We start from the raw sequence: 22,881 nt of genomic DNA on the forward strand, positions 1-22,881 counted from the left end.
GCAAGCCCCTCCCACATTTGGATCGGATTACTTTTTAAGACCGAGTTTCTTCAGTTCTTCATCGCGCAACTCGCGGCGCAGGATCTTGCCCACGTTGGTGGTCGGCAACGCATCGCGGAACTCCACGGCCTTGGGCACCTTGTAGCCGGTGACGTTGGCGCGCATGTGCTCCATGACCTGCTCCTTGGTCAGGGTGGCGCCCGGCTTGACCACGATGAAGAGCTTGATGTGTTCGCCGGATTTTTCATCCGGCACACCGATGGCCGCGCACTGCAGTACGCCCGGCAGGCCCGCCAGCACGTCCTCCAGCTCGTTGGGATACACGTTGAAGCCGGAGACCAGGATCATGTCCTTCTTGCGATCGACGATGCGCATGTAGCCATCCGGCTGGATGATCGCGATGTCGCCGGTCTTCAGCCAGCCTTCGCTGTCGAGCATCTCGGCGGTGGCGTCTTCACGCTGCCAGTAGCCCTTCATCACCTGCGGGCCCTTGACGCACAGTTCGCCGACTTCACCCAGGGCCAGCTCGACGCCGTCGTCGGTGATGACCTTGCACAGGGTCGACGGCACCGGAATGCCGATGGTACCGATCTGGATATGCTGGATCGGGTTCACCGTGGCCACCGGGCTGGTTTCGGTCATGCCGTAGCCTTCGCAGATGCCGCAACCGGTCACCGCTTTCCAACGCTCGGCCGCCGCCAGTTGCAGGGCCATGCCGCCCGACAGGGTGACCTTCAGCGCGGAGAAGTCCAGCTTGCGGAAGGCTTCGTTGTTGCACAGCGCCACGAACAGAGTGTTCAGGCCGACAAAGCCGCTGAACTTCCACTTCGACAGTTCCTTGACCATCGCCGGCAGGTCGCGCGGGTTGCTGATCAGGATGTTGTGGTTGCCGATCAGCATCATCGCCATGCAATGAAAGGTGAACGCATAGATGTGGTACAGCGGCAGCGGCGTGATCAGGATCTCGCAACCTTCATTGAGGTTGGAGCCCATCAGCGCCTTGCATTGCAACATGTTGGCGACCAGGTTGCGGTGGGTGAGCATCGCGCCCTTGGCCACGCCGGTGGTGCCACCGGTGTATTGCAATACGGCCACATCGCCGCTGGCCGGGCAGACTTCGTTGACCGCTTGCCCCTGGCCCTTGGCGAGTACGTCGTTGAACTTGATCGCCTTGGGCAAGTGATAGGCCGGGACCATTTTCTTCACGTACTTGATGACGCTGTTGATCAGCAGGCGCTTGAGCGGCGGCAACAGGTCGGCGACTTCGGTGACGATCACATGCTTGACGGCGGTCTTGGGCACGACCTTTTCCGCCAGGTGGGCCATGTTGGCCAGGCAGACCAGCGCCTTGGCGCCGGAATCATTGAATTGGTGTTCCATTTCCCGCGCGGTGTACAGCGGGTTGGTGTTGACCACGATCAGGCCGGCACGGATGGCGCCGAACACGGCAACCGGGTATTGCAGGACGTTGGGCAACTGCACGGCAATGCGATCGCCGGGCTTCAAGTCGGTATGCTGTTGCAGGTACGCAGCGAAGGCGCCGGACAGTTCGTACAATTCACCGTAGGTGATCGTCTTGCCCAGGTTGCTGAAGGCCGGTTTGTTGGCGAAGCGCTGGCAGGACTGCTTCAATACCGCCTGAATATTCGGATACTCGTCTGGATTGATTTCTGCAGCAATCCCGGCGGGGTACTTATCCTTCCAAAAGTCTTCGTGCATGGAAGCCCACTCCTCAGCGACGCGAATTCATCATCGCATTTGATGCGATTATTATTGGTGTATGTTTTTTTTTGGTGAATCTGGCGCTTTCAAGCAGGCCTAGACGTCACAAAGCGCGCCGAGAGTAGCAGCTTTGCCAAAGGCCGACTAGAGCCTAAAGAGGGCCCCGCAGTCATAATCACGACTGTCCTACAATATTTGGTCACACTTTAAACAGAACTGAAATTCCTTGATGAAAGGCTCTGGAATAAGGCCTTCAGGACGACACACGACAAATGTGGGAGGGGGCAAACCGAATCGTCGCACCGCGACTCCCACATTTTTACCGCATTTCACATCAGGCGATGTCGCGTAGCTCCCTGCGCAGGATCTTCCCTACCGGCGTCATCGGTAACGAGTCGCGCAACACAATGTGCTTGGGCACCTTGTAACCCGTGAAGTTGGTCTTGCAGTACGCCTTCAATTCCTCAAGGCTCACCCCTTCTGCACGCGCCACCACGAACAGTTTCACCGCCTCCCCCGTGCGCTCGTCCGGCACGCCGATCACCGCGCAGTTGGCCACGGCCGGATGGGCCATCACCACGTCCTCGATTTCGTTGGGGTACACATTGAAACCCGAGACGATGATCAAATCCTTCTTGCGGTCGACAATGCGCACAAACCCATCTTCGTCGATCACCGCGATGTCACCGGTCTTCAGCCAGCCTTCGGCGTCCAGGGCCTCTGCGGTGGCGGCCGGTTGCTGCCAGTAGCCCTTCATCACCTGCGGGCCCTTGATGCACAACTCGCCCCGTTCGCCCAAGGGCAGCTCGGTGCCTTCGTCATCAATGACCTTCATCGCCGTGGCGGGCACCGGGATGCCCACGGTGCCCAGGCGTGATTTGTTGCCATAGGGGTTGGTGCTGGCCACCGGCGAGGTTTCCGTCAGGCCATAGCCCTCGCCGATCGAGCAGCCGGTGATCTGCTCCCAGCGTTCGGCCGTGGCCTTGATCAGGGCCGTACCGCCGGAGTTGGTGAGCTTGAGGTGGGAGAAATCCAGGTTCTTGAACTCCGGGTGGTCCATCAACGCCACAAACAGCGTGTTGAGCCCCAGAAGCCCGGTAAAGCGCCACTTTTTCAGTTCCTTGATAAACCCACCGATGTCCCTGGGGTTGGTGATCAGCACGTTGTGGTTACCCGAGACCATCATGCACATGCAGTTCGCGGTGAAGGCATAGATATGGTACAGCGGCAGCGGCGCGATCATCACCTCCTGCCCTTCCTTGATCAGCGGGTGGCCGTCATCGCCGGTCTGGGACATACAGGCACGGACCTGTTGCATGTTAGCCACCAGGTTGCCATGGGTGAGCATCGCGCCCTTGGCCAGGCCGGTGGTGCCGCCGGTGTATTGCAGCACGGCGATATCGTCCAGGGTCACCGGATGATGGGTCACGCCCAGGCCCGCGCCCATGCGCAAGGCGCGCTTGAACGACACCGCACGCGGCAGGTGGTAGGCCGGGACCATCTTCTTGACCTTGTCGACCACGGTGTTGACCAGCCAGCCTCTGGCGGCGGGCATGAAGTCGCCCATCCTGGCTTCGATCAGGTAGTCGATCTCGGTGTCGGTGCACACGTCCTGCACCCGCGAACCGAACAGGTTGAGGTAGACCAGGGCACGCACGCCGGCGTCCTTGAACTGGTGGCGCATCTCGCGCGGGGTGTAGAGCGGGTTGGTGTTGACCACGATCAGCCCGGCGCGCAGTGCGCCGAACACGGCAATCGGGTAGTGCAGCACGTTGGGCATCTGTACGGCGATGCGCTCGCCGGGCTTGAGGTCGGTGTGCTGCTGCAGGTAGCCGGCGAACGCCGCACTCTGGCGCTCAAGCTCGGCGTAGGTCAGGGTGATGCCCATGTTGCTGAATGCCGGACGGTCGGCAAAGGCCTTGCACGAGCGCTCGAAGACTTCGATTACCGACTTGTAGGCCGACAGGTCGATGTCATTGGGAACGCCCGCCGCGCGTTTGTCATTCCAGAAATCAGGTTGCATTATTCTTGTCCCCTTACCTGAAGGTGTCCGGCCGCTTTTATAGAAAGCGGAGCTTGGGGGACGTTAGCAGCTATGGCCAAACAGGCAAATACAGCAAATTGCGTCATTGATTGTATGAATCTTGTCCCTGATGCGCAGGCAGATACCCCGTCGCCTGACAGATGAGCTATACACTGCAACAACGTCGAGCAGACCTTGAGCAGACCTTGAGAAAGGGAACCCCATGAACCACAGCACCTTCTGGCTGACCGCGAATGACCGCAGCCGCCTGTACGTCAATCATTGGATGCCCGACGGGCCGGCCAAGGCGGTGGTCATGCTGTCCCACGGCATGGCGGAGCACAGCGGGCGCTATGCGCGGCTGGCCGAAGCCCTGGGCAGTGCCGGCTATGGCGTGTATGCGCCGGACCAGCGTGGTCACGGCCGCACCGCCGACGAAGGCACGCTGGGCCTGTATGCCGAAAAGGACGGCTGGAACAAAGTGGTGGGCGACCTGGCCAGCCTCAACCAGCACATCGGCCAGCAGCATCCGGGGCTGCCGATCATTTTGCTCGGCCACAGCATGGGCAGCTATATCGCCCAGGCCTACCTGCTGCACCACAGCGCCAGCCTGCATGGAGCGATTCTCAGCGGTTCGAATTTCCAGCCGGTGGCGCTGTACCGCGCCGCACGGCTGATCGCTCGCGCCGAACGCCTGCGCCAGGGTGTCCGTGGGCGCAGTGCATTGATCGAGTTCCTGTCGTTCGGCTCGTTCAACAAGGCATTCAAGCCCAATCGCACCGCGTTCGACTGGCTCAGCCGTGACCCGAACGAAGTCGACAAATACATCAACGATCCACTCTGCGGCTTCCGCTGTACCAACCAACTATGGATCGATCTGCTCGACGGCTTGCAGCAAATCAGCAAAGCGTCCAATCTCGCCCAGATCGATCCGGGCCTGCCGATCCTGGTGATGGGCGGCGAATGTGATCCGGTCAGTGAGGGCAAGCGTCTCAAAAGCCTGGCCGATGCCCTGCGAGAGGCCGGCAGCCAGCACCTGCAACTGAATATCTACCCGCAGGCGCGTCACGAAGTGTTCAACGAAACCAATCGCGACGAAGTCACCGCCGATGTGCTGAGGTGGCTCGACCAGGCCCTGACCTTGCGCAGGCCGGCCCACTGCGAATAAATTTACTTTTAAATCAGACAGTTAAATTACCGATTAGCCACAGGATGCACCTTTAGATGACCCAGGTAACCAACACCCCGTACGAAGCCCTTGAAGTCGGCCAGACCGCCAGCTACAGCAAGACCGTCGAAGAGCGTGATATCCAGCTGTTTGCCGCCATGTCCGGCGACCACAACCCGGTGCACCTGGATGCCGAATACGCCAAGGCGACCATGTTCAAGGAGCGTATCGCCCACGGTATGTTCAGCGGTGCCCTGATCAGCGCGGCCGTTGCGTGTGAGCTGCCCGGGCCGGGCACTATCTATATCGGCCAGCAGATGAGCTTCCAGAAGCCGGTGAAAATCGGCGATACCCTGACCGTGCGCCTGGAAATCCTCGAGAAGCTGCCGAAGTTTCGCGTACGCATTGCCACCCGTGTGTTCAACCAGCGCGATGAGCTGGTCGTGGATGGCGAGGCGGAAATTCTTGCACCGCGCAAGCAGCAGGTCGTGACCTTGACCGAGCTGCCGCCGATCAGCATCGGCTGAGTACGGTTTTCAGGGCCAACACCATGCAAATGTGGGAGGGGGCTTGCCCCCGATGGCGGTGTGTCAGTCATTGAAATATCGACTGATCCACCGCTATCGGGCGCAAGCCCCCTCCCACATGTGTTACACAGCAGCGCTTAGGACTGAGCGCGAGCCTGGTTACGCAGGGCTTTTACCTGGTCGTGATTGCGTTGCACGCCGTGGTACTGACGCTCAACCAGGTCACGAATGCCCAGCAGGTTGTGCTTGTTGATCTTCTCGATGGCTTCTTTGTAAGCCTTCAGTGCGTGGTCTTCGCCGCGCTCGGCTTCGTTCAGCACAGCCTCTTCGTCCTTACCGGTCAGCATCGACTTCACGTCGACCCAGCCACGGTGCAGGGCGCCGGCTACGCTGCCGGAGTCTTCCGGATCACCGCCCAGGGCACGCACCGCGGTCTTCAATTCGGCTGCGGCGGTAGCGCAGTCAGCGGAGCGCTTGGCAAACAGCGCCTTGAGTTCCGGATGCTTGATGTCTTCTGCGCATTCCTTGAAGCCTTTCTGGCCGTCGATGCTGGTCTCGATCAGGTCGTTCAGTACGGAGATCGATTCTTTGTTGATGTCAGTCATTTTTCAATTCCTTAGGCAGGTGAAGAAGGGTTGTCTTAATGATTGCAGCGCTCGTGCCAGGTTTTGAAAAATTACTTTTATGTTTATTTTCAATGACTTAAAAATATTTGAACCATCTGTATGTACGTTATTTGCATGATCTGTCATTTGGCCTTCATGCAGAATGCCTGTATTTTCGAAGACCTCGCCTCACTCAACACGAAGCCCATGAATCCCGAAAAACTCGAACTGCTGATCACCCGCGAAATGCCCTTCGGCAAATACAAGGGCCGGATCATCGCCGACCTGCCGGGTCCCTACCTGAACTGGTTCGCCCGCGAGGGCTTTCCCCACGGGGAACTGGGCGGGTTGCTGGCATTGATGCAGGAAATCGACCACAACGGTTTATCTGAATTGTTGCAACCGCTGCGCGCTAAACACGGCAAACCCGCCCCCCGCCATTAAGAGACTCGCCATGCCAAGGAATGCTGACAACGAACCTCACTGGCAGGCCATCGCCCAGCGCTATGCGCTGGAGCCCGGCCCGATCAACCTGGAGAACGGCTACTTCGGGCGTATGAGCCGCGAGGTGCAGGCGCAGTACCTGGAGCATGTGGCGTTTATCAACCGCAGCAACTCGCTGTATGTGCGCCAGCGCTTCGAGCAAGGTGAAAATGTCGAGATCCGTCGCCAACTGGCGGGCCTGATCGACGTCGACCCCGAGGCAGTCGCCTTTACCCGCAACGCCACCGAAGCCTTGCAGTCGCTGATCCGCAACTACAACCGCCTGCAACCCGGCGATCAGGTGCTGATCAGCGACCTGGAATACGACACCGTCAAAGGCGCGATGCGCTGGTTGGCGGGTGTTCGCGGTGTGGAAGTGATCGAGTTGTCCCACACCCATCCGGCCAGTTTCGACAGCCTGGTGCAGACCTATCGCGATGCGTTCGCCCGGTACCCGCGCCTGAAGCTGATGGCACTCACCCATGTGACCCACCGCACCGGCCTGGTGATGCCCGTAGAGGCCATCGCCAAGGCCGCGCGTGAGCATGCCATCGACGTGATCCTCGACGGCGCCCATGCACTGGGCCAGATCGAGCTCAACCTCGCCGAACTGGGCATTGCGTTCGCCGGCTTCAACCTGCACAAATGGATCGGCGCGCCGCTGACCCTGGGGTTCCTCTATATCGCCCCCGAACGCCTGGCTGACATTGATCCGGACATGGGCGAGTTCCACTACCCCGCCACCGACGTGCGTGCCCGTACGTCGTACAGCACGCCGAATTTCCCCGCGTTAATGACGTTGCCGCTGGTGTTTGAAGAACATCGCGCCATGGGCGGCGCGGCGGCCAAGGGTGCGCGGGTCAGTTACCTGCGGGATGTGTGGGTGAGCCAGGTGCGACCGTTGCCGGGGATCGAGGTGCTGACGCCGGACGATCCACGGCTGTATTGCGGGATCACGGCATTCAAGTTCAGCGAGCGGGATCAGCAGGTGATGGTGGATCGCATGCTCAAGGACTATGGGCTGTTCACTACTACGCGCACCGGTGCGGCGTTTGGTACCTGTATCCGCGTGACACCGGGGTTGGTGACGTCGGCGGAGGACATCAATGTCCTGGTCAATGCCATTACCGAGCTAAGCAGAGACTAAAGGCGGGCCTCAGGTTTTTACCGGCAAAAAAAAGCGGTACACCGACCAAGTGCACCGCAAAAATGCCGTTAAGCACAGCAACAACGATTCGATGAATCAGATCAATCCAGCAGCGCCAGCGCCTGCGCGGTGACTTCCTGGATGCGGGCCCAGTCGCCGTTCTTGACCCACTCCGGGTCAAGCATCCAGCTACCGCCCACGCACATCACGTTTTTCAGCGCCATGTAGCTCTTGATATTGGCCGGGCCGACGCCGCCGGTCGGGCAGAATTTCACTTCGCCGAACGGGCCGCCCAGGGCCTTGATCGCGGCAACACCGCCGCTGACCTCGGCCGGGAACAGTTTGAAGCGGCGGTAGCCCAGGCCGTAGCCTTCCATGATGCCGGAGGCGTTGCTGATGCCTGGCAGCAGCGGGATCGGGCTGTGTACCGAGGCTTCCAGCAGGTCGCGGGTGATGCCGGGGGTGACGATAAATTGCGAACCGGCGACTTCCGCCGCTTCAAGCATGTGGCGGTCGAGCACGGTGCCGGCGCCGGTGCACAGTTCAGGCCGCTGCTCACGCAGCACCTGAATGGCCTTGAGGCCGAACTCGGAACGCAAGGTCACTTCCAATGCGGTCAAACCACCGGCTGCCAGGGCATCGGCCAGCGGCAGGATGTCCTGCTCGCGAGCGATGGTGATCACCGGCAGGATCCGCGCCTTGGCGCAGAGGCTGTCGATCAGGGCAACTTTATCCGCCATGGACACGGTCGGTTGAGGGCTTTTCATAGCGGCTGATCCTTGGCTCATGGGCACCAGTAAATCTCTAAAGTAGGTTGCAAAAACGCGCGAATCGGCATGGCAGCAACGTCGTCACTGGCCAGCGCGGCGCTCAAGGTGGTCAATTTCGAACTGCCGGAAATCGACAGCGCGGTGTAGTGGGCGGTGGCCAGCAATGCGCGACTCATGGTCAGGCGCTGGTGCGGCACGGTCGGCGCCAGCATCGGCCAGCAACGGCGGGTACCGTCGGCCTGCAGTGCAGCCGCGAGGTTCGGGCTGTTGGGAAACAGCGATGCGGTGTGGCCGTCATCGCCCATGCCCAGCACCAGCACATCAATGGCCGGCAGCTCGGCCAGCAGGCGATCGGCCTGCTCGGCAGCGTCTTCAAGGTTGGCGGCGGCGCTGTACAGGCTGAGGAACCTGGCCTTGGCCGCCGGGCCTTGCAACAGGTGCTGCTTCAACAGGCCGGCATTGCTGTCGGCGTGTTCCACCGGCACCCAGCGCTCATCGGCCAGGGTGATGGTGACCTTGGACCAGTCCAGGCCTTGCTTGGCCAGGTTCTGGAAAAACGCCACGGGGCTGCGGCCACCGGACACCACCAAGGTCGCTTCGCCACGGGCACTGATGGCCGCGCGCAGTTGTTCAGCCACGTCGTTGGCCAGGCCGTCCGCCAGCAGCACAGGCGTGCGGTACTCGTGGGCAGTCACGCCCCGAGGCAGTTTCAATTCAGATATCGCCATACCAAGACCTCCCATCCCGCGTGATCAGTGCAATCGAGCTCATCGGCCCCCAGGACCCCGCCGCATACGGCTTGGGCGCATCACCGGATTTTTTCCACCCGGCGATCAACTGGTCACACCACTTCCACGCGGCTTCGATTTCATCTTTGCGAACAAACAGGTTCTGATTGCCGCGCATCACTTCCAGCAACAACCGCTCGTAGGCATCGGGGATGCGTGCGCTGCGGTAGGTGTCGGAAAAATTCAGTTGCAGAGGCCCGCTGCGCAGTTGCATGCCCTTGTCCAGGCCCTGCTCCTTGGTCATCACGCGCAAGGAAATGCCTTCGTCCGGCTGCAGGCGGATGATCAACTTGTTGCTGATCTGCAAGCGCTGCTCGGGGGCGAAGATATAATGAGACGGTTCCTTGAAGTGGATGACGATCTGCGACAGCTTCTGCGGCATGCGCTTGCCGGTGCGCAGGTAGAACGGCACCCCGGCCCAACGCCAGTTACGAATATCGGCGCGCAGGGCGACGAAGGTCTCGGTGTCGCTCTGGGTGTTGGAGTTCTCTTCTTCCAGGTAACCCGGCACCGGCTTGCCGGCGCTGTAGCCGGCGATGTACTGGCCACGCACCACTTGAGTGGTAAGGCCATCCGGGCTGATCGGCGCCAGGGCCTTGAGCACCTTGACCTTCTCGTCACGGATGCTGTCGGCGGACAAGTCGGCCGGCGGGTCCATGGCGATCAGGCAAAGCAGTTGCAGCAAGTGGTTCTGGATCATGTCGCGCAGCTGGCCGGCCTTGTCGAAATAGCCCCAACGGCCTTCGATGCCGACCTGCTCGGCCACGGTGATTTCCACATGGGAAATGTAGTTCTGGTTCCACTGGGTTTCGAACAGGCTATTGGCGAAACGCAGGGCGATCAGGTTCTGGACGGTCTCTTTGCCCAGGTAGTGGTCGATACGGTAGGTGCGGTTTTCCGGGAAGAACTGCGCCACGGCGTCGTTGACCTTGCGCGAGGATTCCAGGTCCGACCCGATGGGTTTCTCCAGCACAACGCGGGTGTTTTCCGCCAGGCCGACCTTGGACAGGTTCTCGCAGATCGCACCGTACACCGCCGCAGGCGTGGCGAAGTAGGCAATCAGGCGTTGCTCGGTGCCGGCCTTTTCCGCCAGGGCCACGTAGTCATCGGCTTTCAGGAAGTCGACGTGGACATAGGTCAGGCGCGCCAGGAAACGCTGGGCGATGCTCTCGTCCAGTTCCTTGCCGACGTATTTACGCAATTCTTTTTCGATATGGGCCAGGTGTTGCTGCTCGGAACCGGCTTCCCGGGCCAGGGCCAGGATACGGGTATCGTCGTGCAGGAGCCCGGCGCCATCGAGTTGATAGAGGGCAGGAAATAACTTGCGCAGCGCCAGATCACCCAAGGCGCCAAACAGGGCAAAGGTGCAGGGTTCTACGGTTATCGAAGGCATGATGTTTGTTCTTTTATCAAGTTAAGCTACAAATACCTTTTTTCAAGGCATCACTCAAGGAAAAATGTAGTAATAACCACAACATTTTCCGGAAATACGCATTCCGAGTGGTGGTGTTCAGCTACCCTCAGTAGGATAGGCCACCGCAAAAGGCCACTCGTCGATTGGTTGCCACCCTTTATTTGCATCGTCGCCCGAAGGAAAGACTGAATGGACCGCGTGCGAAATCTTCTGGAACAGATCCGGAACCGCCTCGAAGAATTGAACAAGGCCGAGAAAAAAGTGGCCGAGGTCATCCTGCTCAACCCGCAGCAGGCGACCCGCTTCTCCATCGCAGCCCTCGCCCAGGCCGCCTCGGTCAGTGAACCGACGGTCAACCGTTTCTGCCGTTCGTTCGGCGTCAGCGGTTACCCTGAACTTAAATTGCAGTTGGCGCAAAGCCTGGCCAGTGGCGCAGCGTACGTCAGCCGCGCCGTGGAGGCCGATGATAACCCCGAGGCCTACACCCAGAAGATCTTTGGCAGCGCCATCGCCTCGCTGGACGCCGCCTGCCAGGCCCTGGACCCGGCCCTGATCAGCAAGGCCGTGGACCTGTTGATCCAGGCGCGGCAGATCCACTTCTTCGGCCTGGGCGCTTCGGCGCCGGTGGCCATGGACGCGCTGCACAAGTTTTTCCGCTTCAACCTGGCGGTCACCGCCCACGCCGACGTGCTGATGCAACGCATGATCGCCTCGGTGGCCCACACGGGCGAGTTGTTCGTGATCATTTCCTACACCGGCCGCACCCGTGAGCTGGTGGAAGTGGCGCGTATCGCCCGGGAAAACGGTGCGTCGGTGCTGGGCGTAACCGCCGAGAACTCGCCGCTGGCCAAGGCCAGTACCGTAAGCCTGAACATTCCGCTGCCCGAAGACACCGACATCTATATGCCGATGACCTCACGGATCATTCAGTTGACGGTGCTGGATGTGCTGGCCACCGGCATGACCTTGCGCCGCGGGGTAGATTTCCAGCCGCATTTGCGCAAGATCAAAGAGAGCTTGAATGACAGCCGGTATCCGGTGGGGGATGAGTTCAACTAAGCCAGCCTGTGTGCTGGCTTCACTGGCCTCATCGGGGACGATTCGACTTGCCCCCGATGAGGCCATAAGCCACAACGCTAGACTCCCGCCCGTGCCTGCAAACTGAGATGCGCCCGCTCCCCCGGCGCCAGGCTCGCCCCGGCCATCGCCGACTCCACGCACACAAACCCCGACGCCTCGTTAAAACTAACGCCCAATAGTGGCCGGCTGCCTGGATGCCATACGACGGTGTCGGCGCTGTCGCCGGTATCGATGCACAGTTCACGCTGCCAGGCGTGATCCTTGAGGTGCAGTTCACCATCGTGCTGGAACACCCGCTGGCACCCGCCATCCACTCGCAACTCGCCTTCCTGCTGGCACGCCTGGCGATTGAGCTGGTCGTAACCGTGCGCGCCGTCGAGCCCAGACAGCGCTATCTCATCGACGTGACCAATACGCCAGTAAGCGTGCAAAGCATGGCTCAACTGGCACGGCAACTCGTCCTGATGCTCGGTGCTCAGGCGCAGTTCCAGGGTGTCGCCCAGGTGCGCGTGCAGGTCGACCTGCCAGTCGCACAGCTGCAATTGCCAGTGCAGGCGCACGCCGTCGTCGTCGCTGCTGCTGTCGAGCAGCTTCCAGTCGATCAACCGCGCCCAACCATGGGACGGCCATGCGTTTTCGCTCGGATGGCGGCCATACCACGGCCAGCACACCGGTATGCCGCCACGGATGGCGCCGACTTGCGGCCACTTGGCTGCGCACCACAGCCAGGGTTTCTGGCCACGGGGCTGAAAGTGCAACAGTTGCGCGCCCTGGCGACTGAACACCGCCTGGCACAGCGGATGGTCGATTACCAACACGTCGCGCATCTGAAAGCGCTCCCAGGCGAACACCGGACGCTCGCGCAGGGATTTGAAAAAGCGTTGCAGCGGTTGCTCATGCATGTGCCACGGTCCTGAATATCGTCACAGTGCCACTCAAAAAAAAGCGGATAGCCATGGCTACCCGCAAAATGCGCACAGAGAGAAGGAGCTTATCGCAACAGCGTTAGAACGTAGACTGAATTTTCAGGCCCGCCACCAGCGCGTTGTCGACTTTATCCACGCCGCCCGGTTGGACAACGTATTGCAGGTTGGGACGCACGGTCAGCCAGTTGGTGACGTGGAAGCCGTAGTTGATTTCGAAGTTGTACTCGGTTTCGCGGATCGGCGAGAACAGCGGGTTGTCGTAGTCGGCCACGCCGTTGGCGGCATTCAGCAGTTCGGCGTTTTTCTTCACGTCATCGTTGACGTGCAGACGCGCAGCACCAATGCCGACGTCATCTTTTGGACGCGCGTCGAATGGGCCTTTGTACACCAGCATCAACGACTGGTAGTTGTCGACCAGGTTGGTTTCCTTGTCGTGGAAGGTCGCGTTGGCGGCGATGTTCAAGCCACGGGAAGCGTCGCCGTTATGGGTGGTGAGTTGCTGCTGGGCAACGAACCAGTAGCCTTTTTTGCTGCTGCGGGTACGGTAGGCCGCACCGGTGGTGGCAGCATCGTTGCCATTGACGTCTTCACGAACGTCAGCAGCATCGGCGGCGCTCTTGTAGTAACCCACACGGTATTCGCCCGGCAGGTTATTCACCTTCGGCGACCAGACCAACTCCACCGGAATCACGGTGCCCTTGGTGCCGCTGCCGCTGAGCTTGAAGCCGTTGCCGTGCTCCAGCTGCGACGGGTTCTGGTTGTACGCACCGATTTGCGCATACAGCTCAGGCGTGATGTTGTACTTCACGCGGATCGCGGCCTGGCTGACCGGCCAGTTGTACCAGGTATTTACATAGTTGCCGACCTGGGAGCCACAGAACGACAGGTTCTGGAAGTCGCACGGGAAGGTGTTGAAGTCTTCGCCTTCACCGAAGTAGCCGAGCTTCACGTCCAGCTTGTTGTCGAACATCTGGTGCTGAATCCAGAACTGGGTCAGACGCACCATGTGGCCACGACCGTAGACTTCCATGGACGAGCTCAGCGTGCCGGCACGCGGGTCGCCAATGCGGTCGTTGGAGATGTTCTGGCCATTACGGTTAGTCAGCTGGATCTTGGCCTGGGTGTTATCCCAGCCCCACAGCTTTTGCAGGTCCAGCGCCACGCCCAACCCAAACTGGTCGGAGTAACGGCCGGTCTTGTCGTCGTTGTAGCCGCCGCGCAGGTTGGCGCCCATTTCCCCTACGTAGTCAGCCTTGATGTCGATACCTTGTTCGATCAGCTTGGTACGCTCGCCGCCCCAATCACCGGTCATCCACTTGGAGTCGGCACTGAATGCATCGGCCGCCATCGCATTGGCGGACAGTACAAGGGCTGCTGCTGCTGACAGTTGGCAGATCAGCCGAGTGTTGTTGTGTTGCTTTTTCATCCCTACATCCTCGTCTTTATTGTTATTAAACTGTTTTTATCTAACGCGGGTTACTTTTTTTCATCTAAAACAACAACTTATCTACTTCAGCGACCTTTGAATTGGGCCACGTTGTCCGCATGCCCCTGTGCGGGCAATGAAGAAGCAGTGCCGAGGCGCTCGCCCGTGTTGGCGTCGAACAGCAATACCTTGGATGGATCGAATTGCAGTGTCAGGGTCTCGCCCACCTGCGGCGCCACATCAGGCGCCAAACGGCAGCAGACCTTGGTGTCATTGAGCTGCACAAACACCAGTGTGTCCGGGCCGGTCGGCTCGGTGACCTGGACCTCGGCACGAATGCTCGACGAACCATTACCCTCACCCGCCGCCAGCACGATCTGCTCCGGGCGCAGGCCCAGAATCACATCACGGTCTTCCAGGCCGGCGTCGTTCATACCCAGCGGCAATTCGCATCGCGCCTGGCCGCTGTCGAGCAGCGCCACCAACTTCCCGTCCTTGCGTTTTAGGCGCATAGGGACGAAGTTCATCGGTGGTGAACCGATAAAGCTTGCCACAAATAGGTTAGCAGGGTCGTTGTAAATTTCTTTCGGCGTGCCGAATTGTTGGATGATGCCGTCCTTCATCACCGCCACTTTATCGCCCAGGGTCATCGCTTCGATCTGGTCGTGGGTCACGTAGACGGTGGTGGTCTTGAGGCGCTGGTGCATCAGCTTCATTTCGGTACGCATCTCGACGCGCAGCTTGGCGTCGAGGTTCGACAGCGGTTCGTCGAACAGGTAGATCTTCGGCCGACGCGCCAGGGCCCGGCCCATGGCCACGCGCTGTTGCTGGCCGCCGGAGAGCTGGCCCGGCTTGCGGTTGAGCAGGTGTTCGATCTGCAGCAGCTTGGCCACGCGCGCCACTTCGGCGTCGATGTCGGCCTGGGGCATCTTGCGGATCTTGAGGCCGAACTCGATGTTCTCGCGCACGCTCATGGTCGGGTACAGCGCGTAGGACTGGAACACCATGGCGATGTCACGGTCCTTGGGGCTCATGCCGCTGACGTCCTGGTCGCCGATCATGATCGCGCCGCCGGTGATGGTCTCCAGGCCGGCGATGCAGTTCATCAGCGTGGACTTACCGCAACCCGAAGGACCGACCAGGATCAGGAACTCCCCTTCCTTGATCGACAGTTCGATGTTCTTCAAGGTGTCGGGCAGGCCGGCGCCATAGGTCTTGTTTACATTGCGAAGTTCAAGCGTAGCCATGATTACCCCTTGACCGCGCCGGCCGTCAGGCCGCGCACGAAATACTTGCCTGCGATCACATAGACCAGCAGGGTCGGCAGCCCGGCGATCATCGCCGCCGCCATATCCACGTTATATTCCTTGGCCCCGGTGCTGGTGTTGACCAGGTTGTTCAGCGCCACCGTGATGGGCTGGGAGTCGCCACTGGAGAACACCACACCGAACAGGAAGTCGTTCCAGATCTGGGTGAACTGCCAGATCAGGCAGACCATGATGATCGGCGTGGACATCGGCAGAATGATCTGACGGAAGATGGTGAAGAAACCGGCCCCGTCCAGGCGTGCCGCCTTGATCAGCGCATCCGGGATGCTCACGTAGTAGTTACGGAAGAACAGCGTGGTGAACGCCAGGCCGTACACCACGTGCACAAACACCAGGCCGGTGGTGGTGCTGGCCAGGCCCATCTTGCCGAGGGTGAACGACGCGGGCAGCAGCACGGTCTGGAACGGCAGGAAGCAGCCGAACAACAGCAAGCCGAAGAACAGCTGCGAACCACGGAAGCGCCAGAACGACAGCACATAACCGTTCAATGCACCGATGGCGGTGGAAATCAGCACGGCCGGCACGGTGATCTTGAGCGAGTTCCAGAAGTAGCCATCCACGGTGGCCCAGGCCTTGACCCAGCCGATGCCGCTGACCACGGTCGGCCAGCTCAACAGGTTGCCGGTGCTGATGTCTTCCGGGGTCTTGAAGCTGGTGAGCAACATCACCACCAGCGGTACCAGGTACAGCAGCACAGCGAGGATCAACACCGCGTAGATCGCGATGCGGCTCAGGCTGATGGCAGGTTTGGCAGCGAGACTAGTCATTACGCTTGGTCCTCAGCTCGGAGTAGAGGTAAGGCACGATGATCGCGAGGATCGCACCGAGCATCAGGATTGCACTGGCCGAGCCCATGCCCATCTGGCCACGGCTGAAGGTGAACGAGTACATGAACATGGCGGGCAGGTCGGACGAATAGCCCGGGCCACCGGCCGTCATGGCCGCCACCAGGTCGAAGCTCTTGATCGCAATGTGCGCCAGGATCATCACCGCACTGAAGAACACCGGACGCAGGCTCGGCAGCACTACGCTCCAGTAGATGCGCGGCAGGCTTGCGCCGTCGATCTGGGCGGCACGGATGATCGACTGATCAACGCCACGCAGGCCGGCGAGGAACATCGCCATGATGAAACCGGAGGCTTGCCACACGGCGGCAATCACCAGGCAGTAGACCACCCGGTCCGGGTCGATCAGCCAGTCGAGACGGAAGCCTTCCCAGCCCCAGTCACGCAGGAGTTTGTCCAGGCCCATGCCCGGGTTGAGCAGCCATTTCCACGCGGTACCGGTGACGATCATCGAGAGCGCCATCGGGTACAGGTAAATGGTGCGGATAAAACCTTCGCGGCGGATTTTCTGGTCGAGGAAAATCGCCAGCGTCACGCCGATCACCAGGGTGATGCCGATGAACATCCCGCCGAACAGCGCCAGGTTCTTGCTCGCCACCCACCAACGGTCGTTGTCGAACAACCGCTCGTATTGCGCAAGACCCGCCCATTTGTAGCTTGGCAGGAACGTAGAGGTGGTGAACGAGAGCACAAACGTCCACAGGATGTAGCCGTAGAAACCCACCAACACGATGAACATGCTGGGCGCCAGCACCAGTTTGGGTAGCCAGCGCTGCAGTGCATCGAACGGCGAGGCTTTGCTGAACACAGCAACAGAACTCATGGGGAAATCCAATACAGGGAAAAAGGACTACAGAAGCACGCCTTGTGAGGGGTCAGGGATCCCCCTCACAAGGTCAACCGTTACTTGGCAGACTTGATCGCAGCGCCGAGTTTCTTGGCGGTGTCGGCCGGGTCGGCTTTCGGGTCGTTGATGTAGTTGGTCACGACATCGAAGAACGCACCTTGCACCGCCAGGGTGGTGGCCATGTTGTGCGCCATGCTTGGCTGCAGGCCGCCGGTCTTGGCGTCAGCCAGGAAGTCCTTGGCGGCGGTCTGGGCGCAGGAGTCGAAACCGTAGGAGTCCATTTTGTTCAGCATGTCGTTGCGAACAGGGATCGAGCCCTTGTTGATGCTGAACACCTTCTGGAAGTTTTCACCCAGCACGACTTTGGCGATGTCCTGCTGGCCAGCGGCAGTGCCTTTGTCTTTCTGCTTGAACACCGCCAGGGAGTCGATGTTGTAGGTGAAGGCTTTGTCGGTGCCCGGGAAGGCTACGCACTCGTAGTCTTTGCCGGCGACTTTCTTGGCGGCGGTCCATTCGGACTTGGCCCAGTCACCCATGATCTGCATACCGGCCTTGCCGTTGATGACCTTGCCTGCTTCGAGGTTCCAGTCCTGGCCTTTGCCGTCGACGTCCATATAGGTCGCGACTTTCTTCAGCTCGGTCAGGGACTTGACCATTTCCGGGCCGGTCAGCGCAGCGTTATCCAGGTCGACCAGGGCTTTCTTGTAGCCATCGGCGCCCATTACCGACAGGACCACCGCTTCGAACACGGTGCTGTCCTGCCAAGGCTGGCCACCGTGGGCAAGCGGGATGAAGCCCGCGGCCTTGAGCTTGTCGCCGGCGGCGTAGAATTCTTCGAGGGTGGTCGGGTTCTTGGTGATACCGGCTTTCTTGAAGACTTCCGGGTTGATCCACAGCCAGTTCACGCGGTGGATGTTGACCGGTACGGCAACGTAGTCGCCGTCGTACTTCACGGTGTCGGAGACTTTCTTGTCGAGCAGGGAATCCCATTTTTCGTCTTTGGCGACGGACTTCAGGACGTCGGTGTCGAGCAGGCCGGTGGACGCCCATTCCTGGATGTCGGGGCCTTTGATCTGGGCAACGCCTGGCGGGTTGCCGGCGACCGCGCGGCTTTTCAGCACGGTCATGGCCGTGGCGCCACCGCCACCTGCGACGGCGCCGTCTTTCCAGGTGAAGCCGTCTTTCTCGACTTGGGCCTTCAGGACATCTACAGCCGCTTTTTCGCCACCCGAGGTCCACCAATGCACAACTTCAACCGTCCCTTTGGAGTCGGCGGCAAATGCACTGAGGGGAAACAACGAGGCAACGGAAATAGCTACGGCGAGGCGATTAATCGCGTTCATCTGAATACCTTTTCTTGTTGTTATGCATGCAAGTCTGGAGCTTGCGCTGCACGGAGTTTAAACATGGTTTTTTCGAGCACAGGTAACAAAGGGATGCACAAATGTCACCACTTGGTGACATAACACCCAGCGCCTAAAGCGCTGGCCATGCTCGGTGCCAGGGGCAGTGCAGGCAGCACGACCGCTTGCCAGGCATGGTACAGGTCCGGTTTACCGCCCCAGATGGTGCTGCTGGGCTGGTTGTGGGGGCTGAGTTCGTGGTGCCAGCTGCCGTGGAGGCGGTCGATGAAATGGGTGTCGCAAAATTCCCAGAAACGCCGGTACCAGGTTTCGTAATGCAGCTCACCCGTGCGTTTGAGCAAGGCCTGGGCAGCGGCGCTGGCTTCGGCGTGGGTCCAGTGCAGGCGCTCGCGCACGACCGGGCGGTGGTTCCAGTCCAGGGTGTAGACGATACCGGGGGCGCCATCCACGGCCCAGGCATAGTCGCAGGCGCTGGCGAACAGGCCCTTGGCGGCGCTCAGCAGCCAGTCCGGCGTGGCCAGCCCGGCCTGCAGGCGCGCGGCTTCCAGGTGCAGCACCAGCCGCGCCCACTCAAAGCCATGGCCAGGGGTGATGCCATACGGGCGGAAGCCATCGGCGGGGTTGTCTTCGTTGTAATCGAGCAGGGGTTTCCATTGCGCGTCGAAATGCTCGATCACCATGAACTGGTTGGCGGCGGCGTGCGTATGAATCACTCGTTCGACGATGCGCAGGGCGCGGTCCAGCCAACGTGTGTCGGCGGTGACATCGGCCAGGGCCAGGAAGGCTTCGGTGGCGTGCATGTTGCTGTTGGCACCGCGATAGGCTTCGACGCCGCTCCAGTCCCGGGCGAAGGATTCGAGCATCACGCCCTCCTCTTCGCTCCAGAAGAACTGGTCGATGATATGGATGGCGTCGTTCAGCAGATTTTTCGCACCGGGCGCGCCTGCCACCACGGCCGAGCTGGCAGCCAGGGCGACAAACGCATGCAGGTAGGCCGCCTTGCCGGTGTTGCCGTCCAGGGCCTGGGGCGCGGCGAACCAGCCACCGTGTTGGCTGTCACGTAAAGGTCCGCCCAGGGCCGCAACACCGTGCGCCACCAATTCGGCATAACCCGGCAAGCCCATGGCATGGGCCATGGCGAAGCTGTGGGTCATGCGCGCGGTATTCATGGTTTCGGCGTGGGCATCGGCCGGCAACTGGCCTTTGTCGTCGAGGTTGCCAAACCCCTCAGGCAGACGGGAGGCCTTGGCGAATGCCAGCAGGCGCTGGCCTTCGGCGGCGAGCCAGGCGTGATGGGCAGGTGCATTCAGCCAACTGCTGGCAGGCAGTGGTTGCGTGGTCATGGGTGGCCCTTATTATTGTTTGTGGGATGACCGGAGTCTAAACAAGGGCGAGGTGGGGGCAAGTAACGAAGGGGATGGGAAATGTCACCAGACGGTGACATTCAAGCCGCTAGGCGGCCTGTGGCGAGCAAGCTTGCCACAGGCCCGATATTACTGGCCGAGCGGCGTGACAGCCGCCGGCGCATTCAGGCGTTGATTCAGGTTCTGCACCTGGCTCTGCAAGGTGGTGATATTGCGGGTGGTCTGGATGCGGAACACGTCGAACTCCTTGTTGGTCGGCGCATCGCTGTTGGCCGGCTGGCTGTCCTGGGCGCTTTTGAGTACCACGAGATCCTGCTCGAGACGGGCGATGGCTGCGCTCGGATTGCCTTGTTTTTTCAAGGCAGCCACATCAGCGACCAACTCCTTTATCTCGGTATCGCGCTTGCCGGCATCGCCCTGCGCAGCCTTCAGGGTGGCCACTGCATCGGTCAAGGCTTGCACCTGGCCCTGCAGCTTGGCATTGGCGCTCGACAGCTCAGTGGTGCTGGCAGTCATTTGCGCCAGGCGCTTGTCCAGCTCGGTGGCCTGGCCGGCAACGCCGAGTTGCTGCTTGCCCTGCTCCAGCAACTGGGTTTCCAGCTGTTTGATCTGCAGTTTCAGTGCTTCGCTGCCGTTGTTCACATTGGCTTCACTGGCTACGACCTTGCCGGAAATGTCCTGCAGGCGCCCTGCCGCTTCTTCGCTGATGCGCGCAAAGCTTTCCTGGGTGGCTACCAACTGCTGGCCCATCAGGGAAATCTGCTGGAAGCTCCACCAGGCCAGGCCGGCGAAGGCGATCAACAGCGCGCCGATCAATGCCCACAGCGGGCCGGTGCTGGCGCCCTTGACCTTGACCACGGGCGTGTTGCGCGAACGCACCGAGGTGGCCGGGGAAGGTTCGAAATCATCGTCATCCCCAAGATCGGCCCGCAGGCTGGGAATGTTGTCGAAATCGTCTTTGGCATCGTTACGCATGAATCAACCCTGAATCGGTGAGTTAGCTGGCTGGAAAGCCGAGCGACGGGAGTATAAACCCCAACTCCGTCGCGTTGATCGACCCGGAACCTGGAATTCGGTTCCCGATGTGTTGCCTGTTGTGACCTTATTTGAACCCGGGATCCTGGGCCTTCCACCAACTGCAGAATTCGTCGAGGGCGGTCCACAGGCTGACCTTGGGCTCGTAATCCAGATAATGCCTGGCCCGGCTGATGTCGAGGGTGAAATCTTTGTTCATTACCTGCATGCCCAGGCGCGATAACGCCGGCTCCGGACGACCGGGCCACATTGCGCAAAAGGCTTCGTTAAGCGCCGCCACGCTGTAGGACAAGCCGTAGGAGCGATAACGGGTCACCTGGGGCATCTCCATTTGGCGCATCACGTAATTGACCACATCCCACACCGGCACCGGCGTGCCGTTGCTGATGTTGTAGGCCTTGCCCAGGGCCGAACCGGTGGCCAGCAAACTGCTGAGCAGCGCTTCGTTGAGGTTGTGCACACTGGTGAAGTCGACCTTGTTGAGACCATCGCCGACGATAGCCAGGCGGTTCTTGCGCTGCATCTTCAACAGGCGCGGGAAAATACTCATGTCACCGGCACCGGTGACGAACCGCGGACGCAGGGCCAGCACCTCGAGGCCGAACTCCTGGGCGCCGAACACTTTCTGTTCGGCCAGGTACTTCGTGGCCGCATAGGGATGCTTGAAGCGCTTGGGGACTTGCTCTTCGGTCAACCCGAGGTGATCGCGCCCGTCGAAGTAGATCGACGGCGACGACAGGTGCACCAGACGGCCCACGCGTTGCTTGAGGCAGGCTTCCACGACGTTTTCAGTCACCAGCACGTTGCCCTGATGGAAGTCCTGGTACTTCCCCCACAAGCCCACGGCGCCTGCACAATGCACCACGGCTTCGACATCGCGGCACAGGTCGCGCACCAGGTCGGCGTCACTCAAGTCACCCTGGATAAACTCGGCACCGCGCCGAACCAGGTGCTCCACACCCTCGGCGCGCCGCCCGTTGACCCGCACGTCCAGGCCCTGCTCCAGGGCGAAACGCGCAAAGCGCCCGCCGATGAAGCCGCTTGCGCCGGTGACCAGAATCTTCATGTATTACCCCGTGTTCTTTCATTTTTCATCGCTGTTGCCTTGACGACCGCCATCAGTCCAACGGCACCAACCATTGTCCACAGGCTTGGGCCAGGTGGTCGGTCAACAGGCTCAACAGCTGCCCGCCGCTGCGCCAATGATGCCAGTACAACGGCACATCGATGGGCTTATCTGGCATCAACTCGACCAACACGCCTTTTTCCAGCTGGTCGCGCACCTGCAGTTCAGGCACCAGCCCCCAGCCGAGCCCGGCTTCCGCCAGGCGGAGAAAGCCTTCGGACGATGGGCATAAATGGTGTTCGAAACCACCGTCCACGCCCAGAGACGCCAAATAGCGATGCTGCAGGAAATCATCCGGGCCAAACACCAGCGCCGGTGTGCGCGCCAGTTGGTCGGCACGTACACCTTCGGGGAAATGCCGTGCAACAAATGCCGGGCTGGCCAACGCCCGATAACGCATGGCGCCGAGCAACAGGCTGCGGGCACCGGCCACCGGGCGTTCACTGGCGCAAATGCAGGCCGCTACCTCGCCGGCACGCATGCGCTTGAGCCCCACCGTCTGGTCTTCTACGACCAGATCCAGCAGCAAATGCTGCTCGGCACAAAAATCGCTCACCGCCTCGGCCCACCAAGTGGCCAGGCTGTCGGCATTCAGGGCGATGCGCAGGCGCTCAGGCATGCCTTCTTCGTCCAGCGCCGGCACCTGGCTTTGCAGGTCGCGCTCCAGCAGCCGCACCTGCTGCACATGGTTAAGCAAACGTCGACCGATATCGGTGGGCGTCGGCGGCGTAACCCGCACCAGCACCGGCTGGCCGATGCGTGCTTCCAATAACTTGATGCGCTGGGAAATCGCCGATTGCGACAGCCCCAATACCTGGGCACCGCGCTCGAAGCCGGCCTGTTCCACCACCGCCGCCAGGGCAGAAAGCAATTTATAGTCGAACATCAGTTTC

The 22,881-nt window shown here is 60.6% G+C and carries 21 protein-coding genes; 5 read left to right on the forward strand and 16 right to left on the reverse strand.

The window, feature by feature from the left end:
* Positions 1-27: 27 nt before the first annotated feature.
* Positions 28-1,719 carry a long-chain-fatty-acid--CoA ligase FadD1 gene (fadD1, locus tag J3D60_RS14635; RefSeq protein ID WP_027605602.1) on the reverse strand — a complete coding sequence of 564 codons (1,692 nt, stop codon included), beginning with the start codon at positions 1,717-1,719 and terminating at the stop codon, positions 28-30.
* Positions 1,720-2,056: 337 nt separating this feature from the next.
* Positions 2,057-3,745, reverse strand: a complete 1,689-nt coding sequence (gene fadD2 / locus J3D60_RS14640; protein WP_253491843.1) for a long-chain-fatty-acid--CoA ligase FadD2 — start codon at positions 3,743-3,745, stop codon at positions 2,057-2,059.
* A 223-nt stretch (positions 3,746-3,968) separates the two neighbouring features.
* Here fadD2 and J3D60_RS14645 point away from each other — a divergent pair, with 223 nt between their 5' ends.
* A complete protein-coding gene (locus tag J3D60_RS14645) occupies positions 3,969-4,913 on the forward strand; it encodes an alpha/beta hydrolase (protein ID WP_253491845.1) in 945 nt (314 codons plus the stop codon).
* Between the two features lie 56 nt (positions 4,914-4,969).
* The gene (locus J3D60_RS14650) at positions 4,970-5,440 is read left to right on the forward strand and encodes a MaoC family dehydratase (RefSeq protein ID WP_003175719.1); all 471 of its coding nucleotides are present in this window, start codon (positions 4,970-4,972) and stop codon (positions 5,438-5,440) included.
* 137 nt (positions 5,441-5,577) lie between these two features.
* On the opposite strand, the gene J3D60_RS14655 is transcribed toward J3D60_RS14650, so the two are convergent.
* Positions 5,578-6,045, reverse strand: a complete 468-nt coding sequence (locus J3D60_RS14655) for a PA2169 family four-helix-bundle protein (RefSeq protein WP_010208206.1) — start codon at positions 6,043-6,045, stop codon at positions 5,578-5,580.
* A 207-nt stretch (positions 6,046-6,252) separates the two neighbouring features.
* Here J3D60_RS14655 and J3D60_RS14660 point away from each other — a divergent pair, with 207 nt between their 5' ends.
* Together J3D60_RS14660 and J3D60_RS14665 are read left to right on the forward strand one after the other, a co-directional pair.
* The gene (locus J3D60_RS14660) at positions 6,253-6,489 is read left to right on the forward strand and encodes a DUF3820 family protein (RefSeq protein WP_253494012.1); all 237 of its coding nucleotides are present in this window, start codon (positions 6,253-6,255) and stop codon (positions 6,487-6,489) included.
* Between the two features lie 10 nt (positions 6,490-6,499).
* A complete protein-coding gene (locus J3D60_RS14665; RefSeq protein ID WP_065939133.1) occupies positions 6,500-7,675 on the forward strand; it encodes an aminotransferase class V-fold PLP-dependent enzyme in 1,176 nt (391 codons plus the stop codon).
* A 101-nt stretch (positions 7,676-7,776) separates the two neighbouring features.
* Here the strand turns inward: J3D60_RS14665 and J3D60_RS14670 are convergent, their stop codons facing one another.
* From J3D60_RS14670 to zwf, 3 genes are read right to left on the reverse strand one after another with little or no spacing between them, the layout of a single operon-like run.
* The gene (locus tag J3D60_RS14670; RefSeq protein WP_026067364.1) at positions 7,777-8,442 is read right to left on the reverse strand and encodes a bifunctional 4-hydroxy-2-oxoglutarate aldolase/2-dehydro-3-deoxy-phosphogluconate aldolase; all 666 of its coding nucleotides are present in this window, start codon (positions 8,440-8,442) and stop codon (positions 7,777-7,779) included.
* Positions 8,443-8,459: 17 nt separating this feature from the next.
* Positions 8,460-9,173, reverse strand: a complete 714-nt coding sequence (gene pgl / locus J3D60_RS14675; protein WP_027605597.1) for a 6-phosphogluconolactonase — start codon at positions 9,171-9,173, stop codon at positions 8,460-8,462.
* Positions 9,160-10,626, reverse strand: a complete 1,467-nt coding sequence (zwf, locus tag J3D60_RS14680; RefSeq protein ID WP_065939134.1) for a glucose-6-phosphate dehydrogenase — start codon at positions 10,624-10,626, stop codon at positions 9,160-9,162. The genes pgl and zwf overlap by 14 nt, the downstream gene beginning before the upstream one ends.
* Before the next feature lie 219 nt (positions 10,627-10,845).
* Here zwf and J3D60_RS14685 point away from each other — a divergent pair, with 219 nt between their 5' ends.
* Positions 10,846-11,706, forward strand: coding sequence for a MurR/RpiR family transcriptional regulator (locus J3D60_RS14685; protein ID WP_169898656.1), 861 nt, complete (start codon positions 10,846-10,848; stop codon positions 11,704-11,706).
* Between the two features lie 77 nt (positions 11,707-11,783).
* Here the strand turns inward: J3D60_RS14685 and J3D60_RS14690 are convergent, their stop codons facing one another.
* The 10 genes from J3D60_RS14690 to J3D60_RS14735 form a co-directional block, all read right to left on the reverse strand.
* Entirely contained in the window at positions 11,784-12,629 is an 846-nt protein-coding gene (locus J3D60_RS14690; RefSeq protein ID WP_065939135.1) for a D-hexose-6-phosphate mutarotase, read from the reverse strand.
* 103 nt (positions 12,630-12,732) lie between these two features.
* The gene (locus J3D60_RS14695) at positions 12,733-14,079 is read right to left on the reverse strand and encodes a carbohydrate porin (RefSeq protein WP_027605594.1); all 1,347 of its coding nucleotides are present in this window, start codon (positions 14,077-14,079) and stop codon (positions 12,733-12,735) included.
* Between the two features lie 86 nt (positions 14,080-14,165).
* Positions 14,166-15,326 (reverse strand): ABC transporter ATP-binding protein, encoded by a 1,161-nt coding sequence (locus J3D60_RS14700; protein ID WP_065939136.1) that lies wholly within the window; start codon positions 15,324-15,326, stop codon positions 14,166-14,168.
* A gap of 2 nt (positions 15,327-15,328) precedes the next feature.
* Entirely contained in the window at positions 15,329-16,174 is an 846-nt protein-coding gene (locus tag J3D60_RS14705; protein WP_027605592.1) for a carbohydrate ABC transporter permease, read from the reverse strand.
* On the reverse strand, positions 16,167-17,075 hold the full coding sequence (locus tag J3D60_RS14710; protein ID WP_003175732.1) for a carbohydrate ABC transporter permease: 909 nt from the start codon (positions 17,073-17,075) through the stop codon (positions 16,167-16,169). The genes J3D60_RS14705 and J3D60_RS14710 overlap by 8 nt, the downstream gene beginning before the upstream one ends.
* An 80-nt stretch (positions 17,076-17,155) precedes the next feature.
* Positions 17,156-18,442 (reverse strand): ABC transporter substrate-binding protein, encoded by a 1,287-nt coding sequence (locus tag J3D60_RS14715; protein WP_027605591.1) that lies wholly within the window; start codon positions 18,440-18,442, stop codon positions 17,156-17,158.
* A 104-nt stretch (positions 18,443-18,546) separates the two neighbouring features.
* Positions 18,547-19,806 (reverse strand): AGE family epimerase/isomerase, encoded by a 1,260-nt coding sequence (locus tag J3D60_RS14720; protein WP_065939137.1) that lies wholly within the window; start codon positions 19,804-19,806, stop codon positions 18,547-18,549.
* A 150-nt stretch (positions 19,807-19,956) separates the two neighbouring features.
* Positions 19,957-20,802, reverse strand: coding sequence for an ATPase (locus J3D60_RS14725; RefSeq protein WP_065925930.1), 846 nt, complete (start codon positions 20,800-20,802; stop codon positions 19,957-19,959).
* A 127-nt stretch (positions 20,803-20,929) separates the two neighbouring features.
* Entirely contained in the window at positions 20,930-21,928 is a 999-nt protein-coding gene (locus J3D60_RS14730) for an NAD(P)-dependent oxidoreductase (protein WP_065939138.1), read from the reverse strand.
* A 52-nt stretch (positions 21,929-21,980) separates the two neighbouring features.
* Positions 21,981-22,874 (reverse strand): LysR family transcriptional regulator ArgP, encoded by an 894-nt coding sequence (locus J3D60_RS14735; protein ID WP_253491846.1) that lies wholly within the window; start codon positions 22,872-22,874, stop codon positions 21,981-21,983.
* Positions 22,875-22,881: the final 7 nt, after the last annotated feature.

The sequence above is a fragment of the Pseudomonas sp. S3E17 genome (assembly GCF_024168685.1).
Lineage (GTDB): Bacteria > Pseudomonadota > Gammaproteobacteria > Pseudomonadales > Pseudomonadaceae > Aquipseudomonas > Aquipseudomonas marginalis.